Source organism: Micromonospora rubida, from assembly GCF_009908295.1.
Classification (GTDB): domain Bacteria; phylum Actinomycetota; class Actinomycetes; order Mycobacteriales; family Micromonosporaceae; genus Micromonospora; species Micromonospora rubida.
The window spans coordinates 393,828-408,568 of the sequence record NZ_JAAALO010000003.1; the positions used below are offsets into that span (position 1 = coordinate 393,828).

Annotated in this window: 13 protein-coding genes; 6 read left to right on the plus strand and 7 right to left on the minus strand. The window is 76.0% G+C overall.

Features of this window, described 5'->3' with window-relative positions; all coding sequences use genetic code 11:
• Positions 1 to 38 precede the first annotated feature (38 nt).
• On the plus strand, positions 39 to 1,052 hold the full coding sequence (locus GVV04_RS11385) for a stage II sporulation protein M (protein WP_161687352.1): 1,014 nt from the start codon (positions 39 to 41) through the stop codon (positions 1,050 to 1,052).
• Here GVV04_RS11385 and GVV04_RS11390 read toward each other — a convergent pair.
• The 5 genes from GVV04_RS11390 to GVV04_RS11410 are packed head-to-tail and all read right to left on the minus strand — an operon-like array spanning position 1,030 to position 6,302.
• On the minus strand, positions 1,030 to 2,340 hold the full coding sequence (locus GVV04_RS11390) for a DUF58 domain-containing protein (protein ID WP_161687354.1): 1,311 nt from the start codon (positions 2,338 to 2,340) through the stop codon (positions 1,030 to 1,032). The genes GVV04_RS11385 and GVV04_RS11390 overlap by 23 nt on opposite strands.
• A complete protein-coding gene (locus GVV04_RS11395; RefSeq protein ID WP_161687356.1) occupies positions 2,337 to 3,329 on the minus strand; it encodes an AAA family ATPase in 993 nt (330 codons plus the stop codon). Before GVV04_RS11395 ends, GVV04_RS11390 begins: the two co-directional genes overlap by 4 nt.
• On the minus strand, positions 3,326 to 4,861 hold the full coding sequence (locus tag GVV04_RS11400) for a DUF4350 domain-containing protein (RefSeq protein WP_235965956.1): 1,536 nt from the start codon (positions 4,859 to 4,861) through the stop codon (positions 3,326 to 3,328). The genes GVV04_RS11395 and GVV04_RS11400 overlap by 4 nt, the downstream gene beginning before the upstream one ends.
• Positions 4,858 to 5,454, minus strand: coding sequence for a DUF4129 domain-containing protein (locus GVV04_RS11405; RefSeq protein ID WP_161687358.1), 597 nt, complete (start codon positions 5,452 to 5,454; stop codon positions 4,858 to 4,860). The genes GVV04_RS11400 and GVV04_RS11405 overlap by 4 nt, the downstream gene beginning before the upstream one ends.
• The gene (locus tag GVV04_RS11410) at positions 5,451 to 6,302 is read right to left on the minus strand and encodes a hypothetical protein (protein ID WP_161687360.1); all 852 of its coding nucleotides are present in this window, start codon (positions 6,300 to 6,302) and stop codon (positions 5,451 to 5,453) included. The genes GVV04_RS11405 and GVV04_RS11410 overlap by 4 nt, the downstream gene beginning before the upstream one ends.
• A gap of 203 nt (positions 6,303 to 6,505) precedes the next feature.
• Here GVV04_RS11410 and mtrA point away from each other — a divergent pair, with 203 nt between their 5' ends.
• The 5 genes from mtrA to hpf all read left to right on the plus strand — a co-directional run bounded on the left by mtrA (position 6,506) and on the right by hpf (position 12,384).
• On the plus strand, positions 6,506 to 7,195 hold the full coding sequence (gene mtrA / locus GVV04_RS11415; RefSeq protein ID WP_117665835.1) for an MtrAB system response regulator MtrA: 690 nt from the start codon (positions 6,506 to 6,508) through the stop codon (positions 7,193 to 7,195).
• Positions 7,196 to 7,265: 70 nt separating this feature from the next.
• Positions 7,266 to 8,963 carry an MtrAB system histidine kinase MtrB gene (gene mtrB / locus GVV04_RS11420; RefSeq protein WP_161688359.1) on the plus strand — a complete coding sequence of 566 codons (1,698 nt, stop codon included), beginning with the start codon at positions 7,266 to 7,268 and terminating at the stop codon, positions 8,961 to 8,963.
• Positions 8,960 to 10,771 carry an LpqB family beta-propeller domain-containing protein gene (locus GVV04_RS11425; RefSeq protein ID WP_161687362.1) on the plus strand — a complete coding sequence of 604 codons (1,812 nt, stop codon included), beginning with the start codon at positions 8,960 to 8,962 and terminating at the stop codon, positions 10,769 to 10,771. The genes mtrB and GVV04_RS11425 overlap by 4 nt, the downstream gene beginning before the upstream one ends.
• Before the next feature lie 54 nt (positions 10,772 to 10,825).
• The gene (locus GVV04_RS11430; RefSeq protein ID WP_161688361.1) at positions 10,826 to 11,503 is read left to right on the plus strand and encodes a ComF family protein; all 678 of its coding nucleotides are present in this window, start codon (positions 10,826 to 10,828) and stop codon (positions 11,501 to 11,503) included.
• 251 nt (positions 11,504 to 11,754) lie between these two features.
• On the plus strand, positions 11,755 to 12,384 hold the full coding sequence (hpf, locus tag GVV04_RS11435) for a ribosome hibernation-promoting factor, HPF/YfiA family (protein WP_161687363.1): 630 nt from the start codon (positions 11,755 to 11,757) through the stop codon (positions 12,382 to 12,384).
• Positions 12,385 to 12,418: 34 nt separating this feature from the next.
• Here hpf and GVV04_RS11440 read toward each other — a convergent pair whose 3' ends face one another.
• Together GVV04_RS11440 and GVV04_RS11445 are read right to left on the minus strand one after the other, a co-directional pair.
• Positions 12,419 to 13,537, minus strand: coding sequence for a GNAT family N-acetyltransferase (locus tag GVV04_RS11440; protein ID WP_161687365.1), 1,119 nt, complete (start codon positions 13,535 to 13,537; stop codon positions 12,419 to 12,421).
• Positions 13,534 to 14,703, minus strand: a complete 1,170-nt coding sequence (locus tag GVV04_RS11445) for a GNAT family N-acetyltransferase (RefSeq protein ID WP_201753298.1) — start codon at positions 14,701 to 14,703, stop codon at positions 13,534 to 13,536. The genes GVV04_RS11440 and GVV04_RS11445 overlap by 4 nt, the downstream gene beginning before the upstream one ends.
• Positions 14,704 to 14,741 lie beyond the last annotated feature (38 nt).

Below are 14,741 nucleotides of genomic sequence, written 5' to 3' on the forward strand. Positions count from 1 at the left end.
CACAGTGAACACTATGGTCGCCGGACGGGGGAGGACCAGTGGATCTCGACGCGTACGTCGCCGAGCACCGGGGCGAGTGGCACCGGCTGAAGGAGCTGTCGGGCCGGCGTCGACTCTCCGCCGCCGAGGCCGACGAGCTGGTCGCGCTCTACCAGCGGGCCGCCACCCACCTGTCGGTGCTGCGCAGCCGCTCGCCCGAGCCCGGGCTCGTCGCCGAGCTCTCCCAGCTCGTGCTGCTGGCCCGGGGCCGGATCACCGGCCGGCCCCGCCCGTCGTGGGCCGCCGTCGGGCGGTTCCTGCTGGTCGGCTTCCCCGGGGCGGTCTACCGGGCCTGGCCGTGGTGGTGCGCGGTGGCGACCGGCTTCAGCCTGCTCAGCGGCTTCCTCATCTGGTACGTCGCCGGGCACCCGGACACCGCCGCCGCGTTCGTCGGCGAGGAGGCCGCCGCCGAGCTGGTCCGGTCCGGGTTCGCCGGCTACTACACCGAGTTCTCCGCGCCGACCTTCGCCTTCCACCTGTGGACGCACAACGCCTGGCTGGCCGCCCAGTGCCTCGCCTCCGGGGTGCTCGTCGTTCCGGTGTTCTGGCTGCTCTGGCAGAACGCCCTCAACCTCGGGGTGGTCGGCGGGGTGATGGTCTCCTACGGCCGGGCCGACGTGTTCTTCGGCATGATCACCCCGCATGGCCTGCTGGAGCTCACCGGGGTCTTCGTGGCCGCCGGGGTCGGGCTGCGCACCGCGTGGGCGTGGATCGCGCCGCCGCCCCGGCTCACCAGGGGCCGGGCGTTGGCCGAGGCCGGCCGCTCCGCCGTGCTGGCCGCAGTGGGCCTGGTCGGCGTTTTCGCGGTCTCCGCCGGCCTGGAGGCGTTCGTCACCCCGGCCCCGCTGCCGGCCGCGCTCCGCATCGGCGCCGGCGCGGCGGTCTGGCTCGCCTTCCTCGCGTACGTCGTCGTGCTCGGCCGCCGGGCGGTCGGCGGGGGCGGCGTCCCGCCGGGCGCCGCCGCCGGGTCCACTGTCGAGGCCTTGGGGCTCAGAGCCGGCCGAGGGACTTGAGGCGGAGGTAGGCGTCGGCCACCTCGGGGGCCAGCCGGTCCGCCGGGGCGTCCAGGACCGTGACGCCGTACCGGGTCAGGGCGGCGCGGAGGCGGTCCCGCTCGGCCAGGGCGCGCCAGGCCGCCGCGGCGGCGTACGCGTCGGCGGGCCGGCCCGGCGCGGTGGTGGTCAGCTCGGTGAGCACGGGGTCGTGGGTCGCGGCGACGATCACCCGGTGCCGGGCGGCCAGCCGGGGCAGTACCGGCAGCAGCCCCTCACCGAGGGCCCCGGCCTCCAGCGCGGTGAACAGCACCACCAGGCTGCGTTGCCGCTCCCGGCGCAGCACCTCGCCGGCGATCAGCGCGAAGTCGGTCTCCACCAGCGCCGGCTGGAGCGGGGCGACCGCGTCCACCAACCGGGTCAGCAGCGCCGGCCGGCCCGCGCCGGTCACCACGGCCCGGACCACGGCGTCGGCGGCGATCAGGTCGACCCGGTCGCCGGCGCGGGCGGCCAGCGCGGTGAGCAGCAGCGCGGCGTCGAGGTAGGCGTCCAGCCGGGGCTGGTCGCCGATCCGCGCCGCCGAGGTCCGCCCGGTGTCGAGGACGCAGACCAGCCGCCGGTCCCGCTCCGGGCGCCAGGTGCGTACCAGCACGTCGGAACGGCGGGCGCTGGCCCGCCAGTCGATCGAGCGGACGTCATCGCCGACGACGTACTCGCGCAGCGTGTCGAACTCGGTGCCCTCGCCCCGGCCCCGGGTCACCTGGGTGCCGTCGATCACCCGCAGCCGGGCCAGCTTCTCCGGCAGGTGCCGGCGGGAGTCGAAGCGGGGCAGCACCCGCAGCGTCCACGCCGGGGTGGCGGGGTGGCCGGCGCGCTGCCGGAACGCCAGCCGCAGCGGCCCGTACGAGCGGATGGTCAGCGCGACCGCCGGCCGGTCGCCGCGCCGCGACGGGGTGAGCCGGGTCGGCAGGTCGACGCCCGCCCCCGGGTCCATCCGGACCACCCGCCCCGGCGGCACGTCCGGCCGCGCTCCGGCCGACGGCACCCACTCGTCCCGGACCCGGGCGCGCAGCGTACGGGCCGAGGCGTTGGTCAGCCGCAGGGCCACGGTCGCGGTGCCGCCGAGCCGGACCCGTCGGTCCCCGTCCCGGTCGGCCGCGATCCCGGCCGGCGGCGCGGCCAGCGCCCAGTCGACGGCGGTCAGCGCCAGCACGACCACGGTCATCAGGATGACCCCGACGAACGGCGCCGGCCACAGCGGCAGGGTGGCGGCGCCCGCCGCCAGCAGCGCCGCCGCCCGCCAGGTCATCGCGGCGTCGGCACGGTGGCCAGCACCGTGTCCAGCACCGTGTCCACCCCGACCCCCTCCAGCTCCACCTCCGGGCGCAGCCGCAGCCGGTGCCGCAGGGTGGGGCGGGCGACGGCCTTCACGTCGTCGGGGGTGACGTGGTCCCGGCCGGCCAGCCAGGCCCACGCCTTCGCGGTGGCGAGCAGGCCGGTCGCGCCCCGGGGGGAGGCGCCCAGCTCCAGCGCCGGCACGGCCCGGGTGCCCCGGCACAGGTCCACGACGTAGCCGAGCACCGGGTCGGCCACGTACACCCGGCCGACCGCCGCCCGGGCGGCGGCCAGGTCGTCGGCGGTGGCCACCGGCCGTACGCCGGCCGCGACCAGGTCGCGTGGGTCGAACCCGGCGTGGTGCGCCCGGAGCACCCCCAGCTCCTCGTCGCGGCTGGGCAGCGGCACGGTGAGCTTGAGCAGGAACCGGTCGAGCTGCGCCTCCGGCAGCGGGTAGGTGCCCTCGTGCTCGACGGGGTTCTGGGTGGCGGCCACGATGAACGGCTCCGGCAGCGGCCGGCGCTCGCCCTCCACCGACACCTGCCGCTCCTCCATCACCTCCAGCAGCGCGGACTGGGTCTTCGGCGGGGTTCGGTTGATCTCGTCGGCGAGCAGCAGGTTGGTGAAGACCGGCCCCTCGCGGAAGGTGAACGCGGCGGTGCGCGGGTCGAAGATCAACGATCCGGTGACGTCGCCGGGCATCAGGTCCGGGGTGAACTGCACCCGCTTGCTGGTCAGGTCGAGGGCGGCGGCGACGGTCCGGACCAGCAGCGTCTTGGCCACCCCGGGCACCCCCTCCAGCAGCACGTGCCCCCGGCAGAGCAGGGCGAGCACCAGGCCGGTGACCACCCCGTCCTGCCCGACGACCGCCTTGGCCACCTCGGTACGCAGCCGGTGCAGGGCGGCGCGGGCGTCGTCCGGGCCGGCGGTCGGCGGCTCGGCGGTTCCGGCGGGTCGGTTCACCGGGGGTCCTCCTTCGGCGGGGCGGGGCGGGGTCGGGGGACGGTCGCCGGCCGGTCGGGGCCCGGTAGGTCGGCCGGCGGGTCGGCGGCGACCGGGTCAGGCGGACGCGGGTCGGCGGCCACCGGGGGGCGCACGTGCGGGCCGGCGTCCGCCCGGGCCGCCTCGGGCGTCCCCGCGACGGTACGGGTCAGCAGGTCCAGCGAGCGGGCCAGGTCCAGCAGCTCGCGATCGGTGGTCGGCTCGTCGCCGTACAGCAGGTCGTGGGCCTGCGCGGCGGTGCCGCCGGCTCGCGCGGCGACGGCGGCGGACACCGCGTCGGGGGGCGGGTCGGCGGGCAGGTTGAGCCGGGGCAGCAGCCGGGCCAGGGCGGCGGAGCGCAGCGTGTCGGCGGCCGGGCCCCGGGCGCGCGCCCGCTGGTAGAGCCGGGCCCGGCCGAGCACCGTCTCGGCCGAGCGGACGGCCACCGGCAGCGGCTCGGAGACCGGCGGGCCGAGCCGGCGGGCCCGCCAGAGCACCAGCAGCAGCGCGGCCAGGGCGAGCTGCGTCAGCAGGGCCCAGAACCAGGCGGGGAAGGCCGCCCAGAGCGGGTTGGGCGGGGGCCGGCCGTCGGCGGCGGAGTCCCCGTCGCCCCGGTCGTCGCCGGACCCGCCCGGTTCGTCGCCGCCGCCGGGCGACCCGTCGTCGCCGGTCCCGCCGCCCGGGCCCTCGGAGTCGGCCGGCCAGCTCGGCCCGTCGGTGCCGTCGGGGCTCGGTGGTGGCGGGGCAGGGCCGTCCAGGTCGAGCCAGACCACCCGGCCGGTCGTGCCGAGCAGGCCGGTGGCCAGCTCCCGGTTGCCCCGCTCGCCGATCCGGTCGTTGCGGAACGGGTCGCTGGCCCCGATCACCACGGTCTCGGTCGACCGGGGCACCCGGGCCAGCCCGTCGGCGTAGCAGCGGTCCACGGCCGCCCCGGACCGGCCGGGCGGGACGGCGTAGCGCTGCCGCTCGGCGGCGGCGACCCCGGCGCGGGCGGCCTCGGGCAGCGCGCAGGGCAGCCCGTCAACGTCCGGCCCGACCGCCCGGGTGGCCCACCGCCGGCCGGCGGGGACCAGGGGCAGGCCGGTGGCCTCCAGCACCTGCCGGGGCGGGTCGACCAGCACGAGTCGGGTCCGGCCGGGCAGGTCGCGCAGCGCGCCGAGGGTGCCCGGGTGCAGCAGCTCCGGCGCGGGCACGAAGAGCGTCGCCCGCCCGGCGGTGGCCAGCATCGCCCGCAGCGGGTCGGTCTCCCGCTGCACGACGACGCCCCGGTCGCGCAGCGCCTCGGCGAGCCGGCTGCCGCCGTCCGCGTCGGTGGCGACCGGGGAGAGGAAGCCCGGCTCGGTGGGGTCGGGCTGGTCCACGGCGTGGGTGACCACGGTGATCGTGGTCAGCAGCGCGGCCAGTCCCAGCGGGATCGCCAGCCGGTGCCAACGCCGGCGGCGCGGTGCGGCGGCGGGTGCCGGTGCGGTGGGCGCCGGGACGGCGGGCCCGATGTCGTGCGGCACGGCGGTCACGCCCGCTCACCGCCCTGCGGGGCCGGGGCCGTGAGGACCTGGTGCAGTTCCGCGGCCAGCTCCCGCATCCGGCGGTCGTGCTCGGCGGCGGCCGGGCGCTGGGCGTACCAGAGGTCGGAGAAGATCCCGGCGGCGGCGGCGAGCGGCGGGCCGACCTGGGGACGGCGCGCCGTGGCGGCCGAGGTCAGCTCCGCGACCGTCATTCCCGGGCGCTGCTCCACCACCCGCCGGGCCACCAGTTCGCCGAGCATGCCGCGTAGCCGTTCCCGGACCGCCTCGGCGTAGCGGCCCTGCGCCGCCAGCCGGTCGGCCAGCGGGCCAGTCCCGTCCGGTGGGGCGGCGTCCGGCGCGGGCGCCGCCGTCCCGCCGGTGGCCGGGCCGGTGCCCTGATGCCGGCGGAGGCGGGGCAGCCGGGGCCGGCGGAGGCGGGGCAGTCGGAGCCGGGGCAGCCGGCGGGGAACCCAGGCCGGGTGGTGGTACCAGCCGAGCGCGACCAGCCCGGCGGTCAGCAGCAGGAGCAGCGCGGCCAGCGGCAACGGCAGGTGGTCGCCCAGCGCGGCCGTGGTCTCGGTCCACCACCGGCTGAGGCTCACCGGTCGGCCGCCAGCAGCGCCGGCTCGCCGAGGCCCGCCGGGGCCCGGGAGAGCCGGATGTCCAGCCCTTCGGTACGCATCCGGCCCTCCAGGTGCAGGACCGCGTCGAGGCAGGCCAGCGCCGGGTAGGCGATGCCGTTCACGCCGGCCCAGATCGCGCCGGAGACCGGCACGGCCCAGGCCGGGTCGGTGAGGTCCACGAGGCCCAGCGCGCGCAGCCCGTAGAAGACGCCCAAGCCCAGCCCGACCCGGACGATCCACCAGGCCAGGTAGCCGAGGAGGCGGACGGCGGCGGCCCGGCAGCCGGCGCGCAGCGCGAGGGCGGCGGCGCGCAGCGGCGCCCGGGCGGCGGCGACCCGGTCCACGACCAGCGCCGACGCGACCGAGCCCAGCAGCGCCCAGGCGACCACCCAGCCCGGCCCGAGCAGGGCGGCCACGAGCATGACCGCGCCGACCCCGGCGGCCAGCAGCACGGTCGCCCCCGGCCGGGCCCCGGCGGGCCGGACCAGCTCGCCGGGGCCGGCGGTACGGCCCAGCAGCGCCGCACCGGCGGCCCGGGCGGCCGGGTTGCCGAGCAGCAGGACGATCACCGCCTCGGTGGCCGCCCCCACCGCCAACAACCCCCAGTACGGGGGGAGCTGCCCGAGATGGAAGGCGAAGCCGGGCGGTCGGGCACCGGCGGCGACCCGCAGCGGGTGCAGCAGGAACTGCTCGGCGGTGGCGAGGACGAGCGCGGCCGGGATCAGCACCCGGGCGTGCCCGCGCAGCAGCAGGACGGCCGAGTCGAGCAGCTCCCCGACGGTCAGCGGCCGGCGCGGGAGCACGGCGGTCGGGCCGGCGTCTGGCACGCGTACTCCCCGGGGACGGCTGGCGATGGCCGGGGCTCGGTGGCACCCGCACCGGTCATGGTGACACGACCCCGCGCGCTGGACGTGCGGTGGACGGCCAACCGGCAGTACCGTGCCGGGTGACGCCGATCCAGGCGAACCGCCGACGCCGTCAGGGTGACGCCGGTCCCACCGAGACGAACGGGGATGGAAGTATAAATCCCATGAGAGCCCGGGTACTGGTGGTCGACGACGACCCCGCGCTCGCCGAGATGCTCGGCATCGTCCTGCGCAGCGAGGGCTTTCTGCCCTCGTTCGTCGCCGACGGGGAACGGGCGCTGGCCGCGTTCCGGGAAAACCGGCCCGACATCGTCCTGCTCGACCTGATGCTGCCCGGAATGAGTGGCATCGACGTGGCCCGGGCGATTCGCGGCGAGTCCGGCGTGCCGATCGTGATGCTCACGGCGAAGAGCGACACCGTCGACGTGGTGCTCGGGCTGGAGTCCGGCGCCGACGACTACGTGGTCAAGCCGTTCAAGCCCAAGGAGTTGGTGGCCCGGATGCGGGCCCGGCTGCGCCGGGGCGAGGACGTGGCGCCGGAGATGCTGACCATCGGGCCGCCCGGCAACCAGATCAGCATCGACGTTCCGGCGCACACCGTCAGCCGCAACGGCGAGGAGGTGAAGCTGACGCCGCTGGAGTTCGACCTGTTGGTCGCGCTCGCCCGCAAGCCCCGTCAGGTGTTCACCCGGGAGGTGCTGCTGGAACAGGTCTGGGGATACCGGCACGCCGCCGACACCCGGCTGGTCAACGTGCACGTGCAGCGGCTGCGGGCCAAGATCGAGCCGGACCCGGAGCGACCGGAAATCATCCTCACCGTCCGGGGCGTGGGCTACAAGGCCGGCACCGGATAGCCTGGGCCGTACTGTGACCACCTCCCCGACGTCCGGTCCCTCATCCACGGTCACCCGCCGGTCACCCGCCGTGCGGGAGCTGTGGCGTGTGCTGGCCGGGAGGGTGGCCCGGCTGGTCGCCGGCCTGCACCAGACCTGGCGCCGCTCGTTGCAGGTCCGGGTGGTGACCATCACGCTGGTCACCTCCAGCCTGCTCGTCGGCGGGTTCGCGTACCTGATCGCCGACAAGATCACCAACATCCTGATGGAGAACGCCGAGACCGACGTCCGGCTCCGGCTCAGCAGCGGCAGCGACTACGCGGCGAAGCAGCTCAGCCTCTACAGCCAGGCGCAGGAGGCCCAGCTCCAGGACACCATCGACGGCACGGTCAACTACCTGGCCGGCGGGGACCCGCAGCAGACCAGCGGGGTGGTGGTCGGGATCATCGCCGACGACTACACCGGCATCATCGAGCCGCGCTTCTCCCCGGACGTGGAGGTCGGCCCGCTGATCAGCCGCGAGCTGCGGGCCGCGGTCGCCGGGGGCAACATCGCCAGCCAGATCCGCACCGGCCGACTGGCCGCCGACCCCACGAAGTACCTGGTGTACGGCTCGCCGGTGCCGACCAGCTTCGGCCAGGTGGAGCTGTACTACCTGGTGCCACTGACCCGCCAGGACGCCACGGCGGCGGACGCCCGGGCCACCGTGGTGGCTACCGGGGCGGCGCTGGTGCTCCTGCTCGGCCTGCTGGCCGCCCTGGTCACCCGGCTGGTGGTGACGCCGGTGCGGGTGGCCGCCCGGACGGCCCAGCGGCTCTCCGCCGGCCTGCTCGACCAGCGGATGGCGGTCAACGGGGAGGACGACCTGGCGCTGCTGGCCGCGTCGTTCAACCAGATGGCCACCAACCTGCAACGGCAGATCCTCCGGCTGGAGGAGATGTCCCGGTTGCAGCGCCGCTTCACCTCCGACGTCTCCCACGAGCTGCGTACCCCGCTGACCACGGTCCGGATGGCCGCCGACCTGATCTTCGCCGAGCGGGACGAGTTCGACCCGGCGGTGGCCCGCAGTGCCGAGCTGCTCCAGGCCGAGCTGGACCGGTTCGAGGAGCTGCTCACCGACCTGCTGGAGATCAGCCGCTTCGACGCCGGGTTCGCCATGCTGGACGCCGAGCCGACCGACCTGGTGCCGGTGGTGCACCGGGTCGCCGACCGGCTGGCCGGGCTGGCCGAGCGGGTCGGGGTGGCCATCGAGCTGGACGTGCCCGACGCCCCGGTGATCGCCGAGGTGGACCCGCGCCGGGTCGAGCGGGTGCTGCGCAACCTGGTCGGCAACGCCGTCGAGCACGGCGAGGCCAAGCCGGTCCTGATCACCCTCGGGCACGACCAGACGGCGGTCGCGATCACCGTCCGGGACCACGGGGTGGGGCTCAAGCCGGGCGAGGAGAAGCTGGTCTTCAACCGGTTCTGGCGGGCCGACCCGTCCCGGGCCCGGCAGACCGGGGGCACCGGTCTCGGCCTGTCCATCAGCCTGGAGGACGCCCGGCTGCACGGCGGCTGGCTGGAGGCGTGGGGCGCGCCGGGCCAGGGCGCCCAGTTCCGGCTCACCCTGCCGGCCCGGGCCGGCGACCGGCTGACCACGTCCCCGCTGCGGCTGGTCCCCGGCGACGCGGCGCTGCCGTTCGGTGGCCCCCGGGACGGCGGGCTGCTCGCCATCGGCTCCGGCACCGGGGGCGCGCTGGCCATCGGGCCCGCCCCGGCCAACGGCGACCGCGCGGAGGTGGGGTCGTGACGCCGCGTCGCAGGCTCGCCGCGCCCCTCGCCGGGCTGCTCCTGCTCACCGGGATCACCGGCTGCGGCATCCCCAAGGAGTCCGAGGTCAGGGTCGACGGGCAGGTGACCGCCGCCAGGTCCGGCTCGTCGAGCTACCGCCGGGACGAGCCACCGGGCCCCGCCGCCAGCGGCACCGACCGCAAGGCCTTCGTCACGAACTTTCTCTCCGCCGCCGCCGGTGAGGCGGACCGGGCCTACTACCGGGTCAAGCAGTTCGTCGCCCCGGACGGGCGCGGCCGGATCCAGGAGAAGCAGCCCAGCGAGGTGGCTCTCACCGTGGTGCGACTGCGCGAGACGCCGGTGATCACCGAGACCACGGACGGCATCAAGGTCACCCTCCGGGTGCAGCAGGTCGGCCTGTTGCGCGCCGACGGCACGCTGGTGCCGCCGGTGGCCACCGACACCGAGTACCGGTTCAAGCTGAGCGCCGCCCGGGAGGACAAGCCAGACGCCGGCTGGTACGTCAAGGACCCGCCGCCGAACGTGCTGCTGCTCAGCGACGACGCGCTGCGGCAGTACTACCAGCCCCACACCGTCTACTTCTGGAACACCGACCGCACCCGGCTGGTGCCCGACCAGCGCTACCTGCCCCTGGCCGTGCCCGACGAGCGGCGGGTCACCGAGGTGGTGAAGTGGCTGACGGCCGGGCCGTCGGAGTGGCTGGGGTCGGGGACGCGCCGGCTGCCGGACGGCACCCGGCTGATCAACAACGCGACCGAGTCGGACGGGCAGTGGGAGGTCAACCTCGACATGCCCGTCGACGCGGACGACAAGCGGGTCGAGCAGTTCGTCGACCAGCTCGCCTGGTCGCTGCCGGAACTGGACGGCCGACTGGAGCTGAAGATCCACAACCAGTCCCGGAAGAAGGTGCCCGACCTCGCCGCGCACCGCCGGGCGAATCCGGCGTACCCGGTCACCGGCGACCCGCAGCGGTTCTGCGTCTACGACGGGGCGGTCCACCCGCTCGCCTTCGCCGGCGAGGCGAGCGGCCGGGTGCCGGTCGTGGCGGCGTACAACAAGGGTGTCGTGTCGGCCGGGTTCAGCCGCTCCGGCGACGCGGTGCTGGCCGCCCTGGTGACCGCCGGGCCGGACCAGCGGCAGCGGCTCACGGTCGGCGCCGGGGCGGAGCCGGTCAGCGTCTTCCAGCGCAACCCCCGGTCGTACGCCTCGATGGGTCGGCCGGTCTGGCTGCGCTCGCCCGACCCGGAACGCCCGCAGGGGCTGGTGGTGGCAGACGGCCTGCTCTACCGGTTCGACGGGAACGCCCAGCTCCGGGAGCTGCCGCTGACCGTCGAGGGCGAGGTGACGGCGGTGGCCGCCTCGCTGGACGGGCACCGGATCGCGGCGATCGTCGGAGGCGGCCTGTACGTCGCGGCGGTCAACCTGAACGGCGGTGTGGTCTCCGTGGGCCCGGCCCGCCGGCTGGTCACCTCGCTGACCGACCTCTCCGCGGTCGACTGGGCGACGGAGAACAGCCTGGACCTGGCCGGGTCGGTGGGGCGGCCGGCGGTCTACCAGATCAGCGTGGACGGGGCCCTGGAGACGGCGCTGCGCAACGACGTCGGTGCCCGGGTGACCCACCTGTCGACGTACCCGCTCAACCCGGTGGCGCCGTTCTCCAGCGGGAACCTGATGTACGAGGCGAACGGGGTGGCGTACCGGAACAACCCGTTCGACACCATCAAGCGGGACCAGGTGCTGGAGGTGACCCCCCCGCCGGCCGGGGTACGGGCCGGCAACCCGACCGCCCCGTTCTTCCTCTACTGAGCGGGCGCAGTGCGCGGCGTCGTCGGCGGGCTCTGGGCGGACCTCACCGACCTGGTGCTGCCGGTGGAGTGCGCCGGCTGCCGGGACCGCACGGCGACCGTCCGGCGCGGGTTCTGCCCCCAGTGCGTGGCGGTGCTGGAGGCGCTGGTCCCCCGCCCCGTACGTCCCACCCCCGCCCCGGCCGGCCTGCCGCCGTGCGTCGCCCTCGGCCCGTACGCCGGGCCGCTGCGGGAGGCGCTGCTGGCGTACAAGGAGCGGGGTCGGCACGGGCTGGCCCGGCCGCTGGGCGGGTTGCTCGCGGAGGTGGTGGCCGACGCGGTGGGCGGGACGCGGCCGGTGCTGTTGGCCCCGGTGCCGGACACGGCGGCGGCGGCCCGCGCCCGGTACGGCGACCACCTGGGCCTGCTGGCGCGGCACGCGGCGGTCCGGCTGCGCCGGGCCGGGTGGCCGGTGCGGGTGTCCCGGCCGCTGCGGGCGCTGCCCCGGCCGGACTCGACCACCCTGGACCGCGCCGGCCGCGCCCGGGCGGTGGAGTCGGCGTTCCGCCCCCGTTCCGGGGCGGCCGTGCCCAGGCCCCGCGCCGGCACGCCGATGCCGGTGGTCGTGCTGCTCGACGACATCGTCACCACCGGGGTCACCCTGGCCGCCGCCGGCCGGGCGCTCAGCGCGATCGGCCTGTCACCGCAGGTCGCCGCAGTGCTCGCCGCAACGGAGAAACGGCACGGTCGATGACGGTTCGTGTTTTGTGTTTCACCCGACCGTGTCCATCCTGTGAAAGTTCTGAGCCTTTCCGCGTCGGGGGGTGACTGGCGGACGAACAGGGGTTAGCGTTTTCGTGTCGGGGGTAGGAAGGTATTCCCCACCCGCCCCCGGCGGTGAAAGGAGGCGGAGCCGCACTGACCCGGCCGACGCCGCACGGGCTTTCCAGAGGGCGAGCCGGCCGGGATTTCCGAATCGAAGGCCGTCCGAACAAGGGAGGTCACGTGGACATCGTGGTCAAGGGCCGCAACGTCGAGGTTCCGGATCATTACCGGGTGCACGTAGCCGAGAAGCTCGCGAAGATCGAACGTTACGATCATAAACTTATTCGTGTTGACGTCGAGTTGTTCCACGAGCGCAATCCACGCCAGTCCGACCATTGCCAACGGGTCGAGATAACGTGCGTTTCCCGTGGTCCGGTGATTCGGGCCGAGGCCTGCACCGACGATTTCTACAGCGCGCTCGACGCCGCGATCGCGAAGCTGGACAACCGGCTGCGCCGGGCAGCGGACCGTCGCCGGGTCCACCGGGGCCGGCACGCACCGATCTCGGTCGCGGCGGCCACCGCCGACCTGCCGGTGGCGGATCTCGGGTCTCCCGTCGAGGCCCTCGACGGCTCGCGAACGGCCACCGCCGTGGCGGAACGGGTCGAGGAGGAGCACGACGACCAGCCCTGGCACATCGCCCGGGCGAAGGTGCACCCCGCCGAGCCGATGACCGTCGACGACGCGCTGTTCCAGATGGAGCTGGTCGGGCACGACTTCTACCTGTTCCACGACAAGGAGTCCGGCCGCCCCAGCGTCGTCTACCGCAGGCACGCCTACGACTACGGAATCATCTCCCTCGACGCCTGACCCCGGCCGGCCGTTCCCCGCTGGCCCGCACGGGTCAGCGGGGAACGTCGGTGGCGAGCAGGCCGTAGATGAGAGAGTCGACGCGGGTGCCGTCCGGGCCGGGCAGCCGGCCGCGCAGCAGGCCCTCGCGGGAGAAGCCGGCCTTCTCCAGCACCCGCTGCGAGGCCACGTTCTCGGGGCGGGTGCCCGCCCAGATCCGCGCGATCCCGACCTCGTCGAACGCCCAACCGGCGACGAGGCGGGCCGCCCGGGTGGCCAGGCCCCGGCCCCGCCCGGCGGGCAGCATGCTGTAGCCGATCATCGCCTGCCCGGTCGCCGGCTCGTCGTGGTGCAGCATGCAGCCGCCGACCAGTTCGCCCGTCGCGGCATCCAGGATGGCCAGGTCGGCGGCGAACCCGGCCAACCAGCGGCTCTCCGCGAGGCGGCAGCGCCGCTCGATGTCGGCGAGCGACGGCGGCTCCGGCGGGACCCGGTTGGCGATCACCTCGGGCCGGCTGTGCAGCCGGTACATCCCCGCCGCGTCGTCCGCCCCGACCGGGCGTAGGGCCACCACGCCGTCGGTGAGCCGGCCGCCGGGCAGGTCGGGCAGGGTCCGGGTCACGGGGCCGGGCGGGTCGTCGGCCAGCCGCACCCAGCAGACGAGGTCGTGCCGGCCGCCGTCGCGGGCCTGGGTCGCCGCGCGGCGTACCCCCTCGTGCCGGAAGCCGGCGGCGAGCGCGACCCGCTGGCTGGCCGCGTTCACCGGGTGGGTTGACAACTCCAGCCGGGCCGCGCCGTGCGCGAACGCCGCCGCGGCCAGCGCCCGGGTCGCGGCCGTGGCCACCCCGCGCCCGCGCGCCCACGGCGCGACCCAGTAGCCGATCTCCGCCTGGCCCCGCACCGGAACCGGGTTGCTCAGGCCGATGCTGCCGAGCAGCCGGTCGGTCGCCGGATCCGCGACCGCGTACGCGGCCCCGCCGGCGGCCCGGGCCGCCGGGGCGCCCTCGGTGATCCACCACTGGGCGTCGGCCTCGGTGTACGGGGCCGGCAGGCCGGGCAGGAACCGCTGGGTGATCGGGTCGGAGCACGCCGACGTGGTGTCCGCGATGTCGTCGACGTGGAACGGCCGCAGCCGGACTCCCTCGGCCTCGACGGTGCCGGGCAACGCCCTCATGCCAGGTCCCCGGGGAGCAGGGCGGCGACCCAGAGGTCGCCGCGGGTGCCGTCGCGGGTGGGCAGCGCCGCCCGGGCCACGCCCTCCATGACGAAGCCGGCCTTCTCCGCCGCCCGGCGGGAGGCGGTGTTGCCGACCAGCGCCCGCCACTCGACCCGGGCCAGGCCGAGGGTGGTGAAGCCCCAGGCGGCCAGGGCGGCGGTCGCGGCCGGCGTGTACCCCCGGCCCCGGGCGCGTGGCGCGGTCATGAAGCCGACCATGCCCTGCACCGGGTCGGCGGGGGAGATCCGCAGGTCGATCGAGGCGAGGTACCGGTCGTCGCCGTCGGCGACGGTGAAGAACGCCCCCGTGCCGCGCGCCCACGTCGCCTCGGCGATGTCCCGCTTGAACCCCTCGGCGTGCGTCCGCTCGTACGGGGCCGGCACCGTGGTCCACTCGATCGTGTGCGGGTCGCGGCAGGTCTCGGTGATCGCGTCCAGGTCGCGCTCCTCGATCGGCCGCAGCCGCAGCTCCCCGGCCCCGACGGTGGCGAACAGGGTGGGCTGCGCCCGGCCGAAGACGGCGGCCCGGCGGGCGTCCAGGGTTTCCGGTCCGGCAGGCCCGGGGTCGCCCGGCGCGGGCAGTTCGCCGGGGAGCAGGGAGCCGATCCAGGCCTCCCGCCGGCCGTCGGGCGCCGGGTGGGCCAGCCGCAGCTCGCCCTCGACCCGGAACCCGGCGCGCAACGCGGCCAGCCGGGAGGCGTGGTTGCCGATCTCGGCCTGCCAGATCAGCCGGCGCAGCCCGAGCGCGTCGAACGCCCACCGGGCGACGGCCCGGGTGGCCCGGGCGGCGACGCCCCGGCCCCGGGCCCAGGGGGCCACCCAGTAGCCGATCTCACCGGTGCCGGCCGCCTTGTCCAGCGCCACCAGGCCGCAGGAGGCCAGCAGTTCCCCGGTGGCGGCGTCGCAGACGGCGAACGGGGTGCCGGTGCCGTCGCGCCAGGCCGCCGCGCCGAGTTCGGTGACGAAATCCCGGGCATGTTCGGGCAGGTACGGGCGAGGTACGGTGGTCCAGCGCTGGATGTCCGGATCCTGGCAGGCGCGGTGCACGGCGTCAGCGTCGGTCGCCTGCCAGGGCCGCAGCCGCAGACCGTCCTCGGTGAGTTCCACGGGTTCCACCCGAGCCATCGTGCCGGATCGTTCGCGCTGGGCGTAACCGGATATCC

Excerpts from the sequence above, each read along its gene's own strand:
- GVV04_RS11390 (WP_161687354.1), bottom strand. The coding sequence starts at position 2,340 with ATGACCTGGCGGGCGGCGGCGCTGCTGGCGGCGGGCGCCGCCACCCTG.
- mtrA (WP_117665835.1), top strand. The coding sequence starts at position 6,506 with ATGAGAGCCCGGGTACTGGTGGTCGACGACGACCCCGCGCTCGCCGAG.
- GVV04_RS11440 (WP_161687365.1), bottom strand. The coding sequence starts at position 13,537 with ATGAGGGCGTTGCCCGGCACCGTCGAGGCCGAGGGAGTCCGGCTGCGG.
- GVV04_RS11445 (WP_201753298.1), bottom strand. The coding sequence starts at position 14,703 with ATGGCTCGGGTGGAACCCGTGGAACTCACCGAGGACGGTCTGCGGCTG.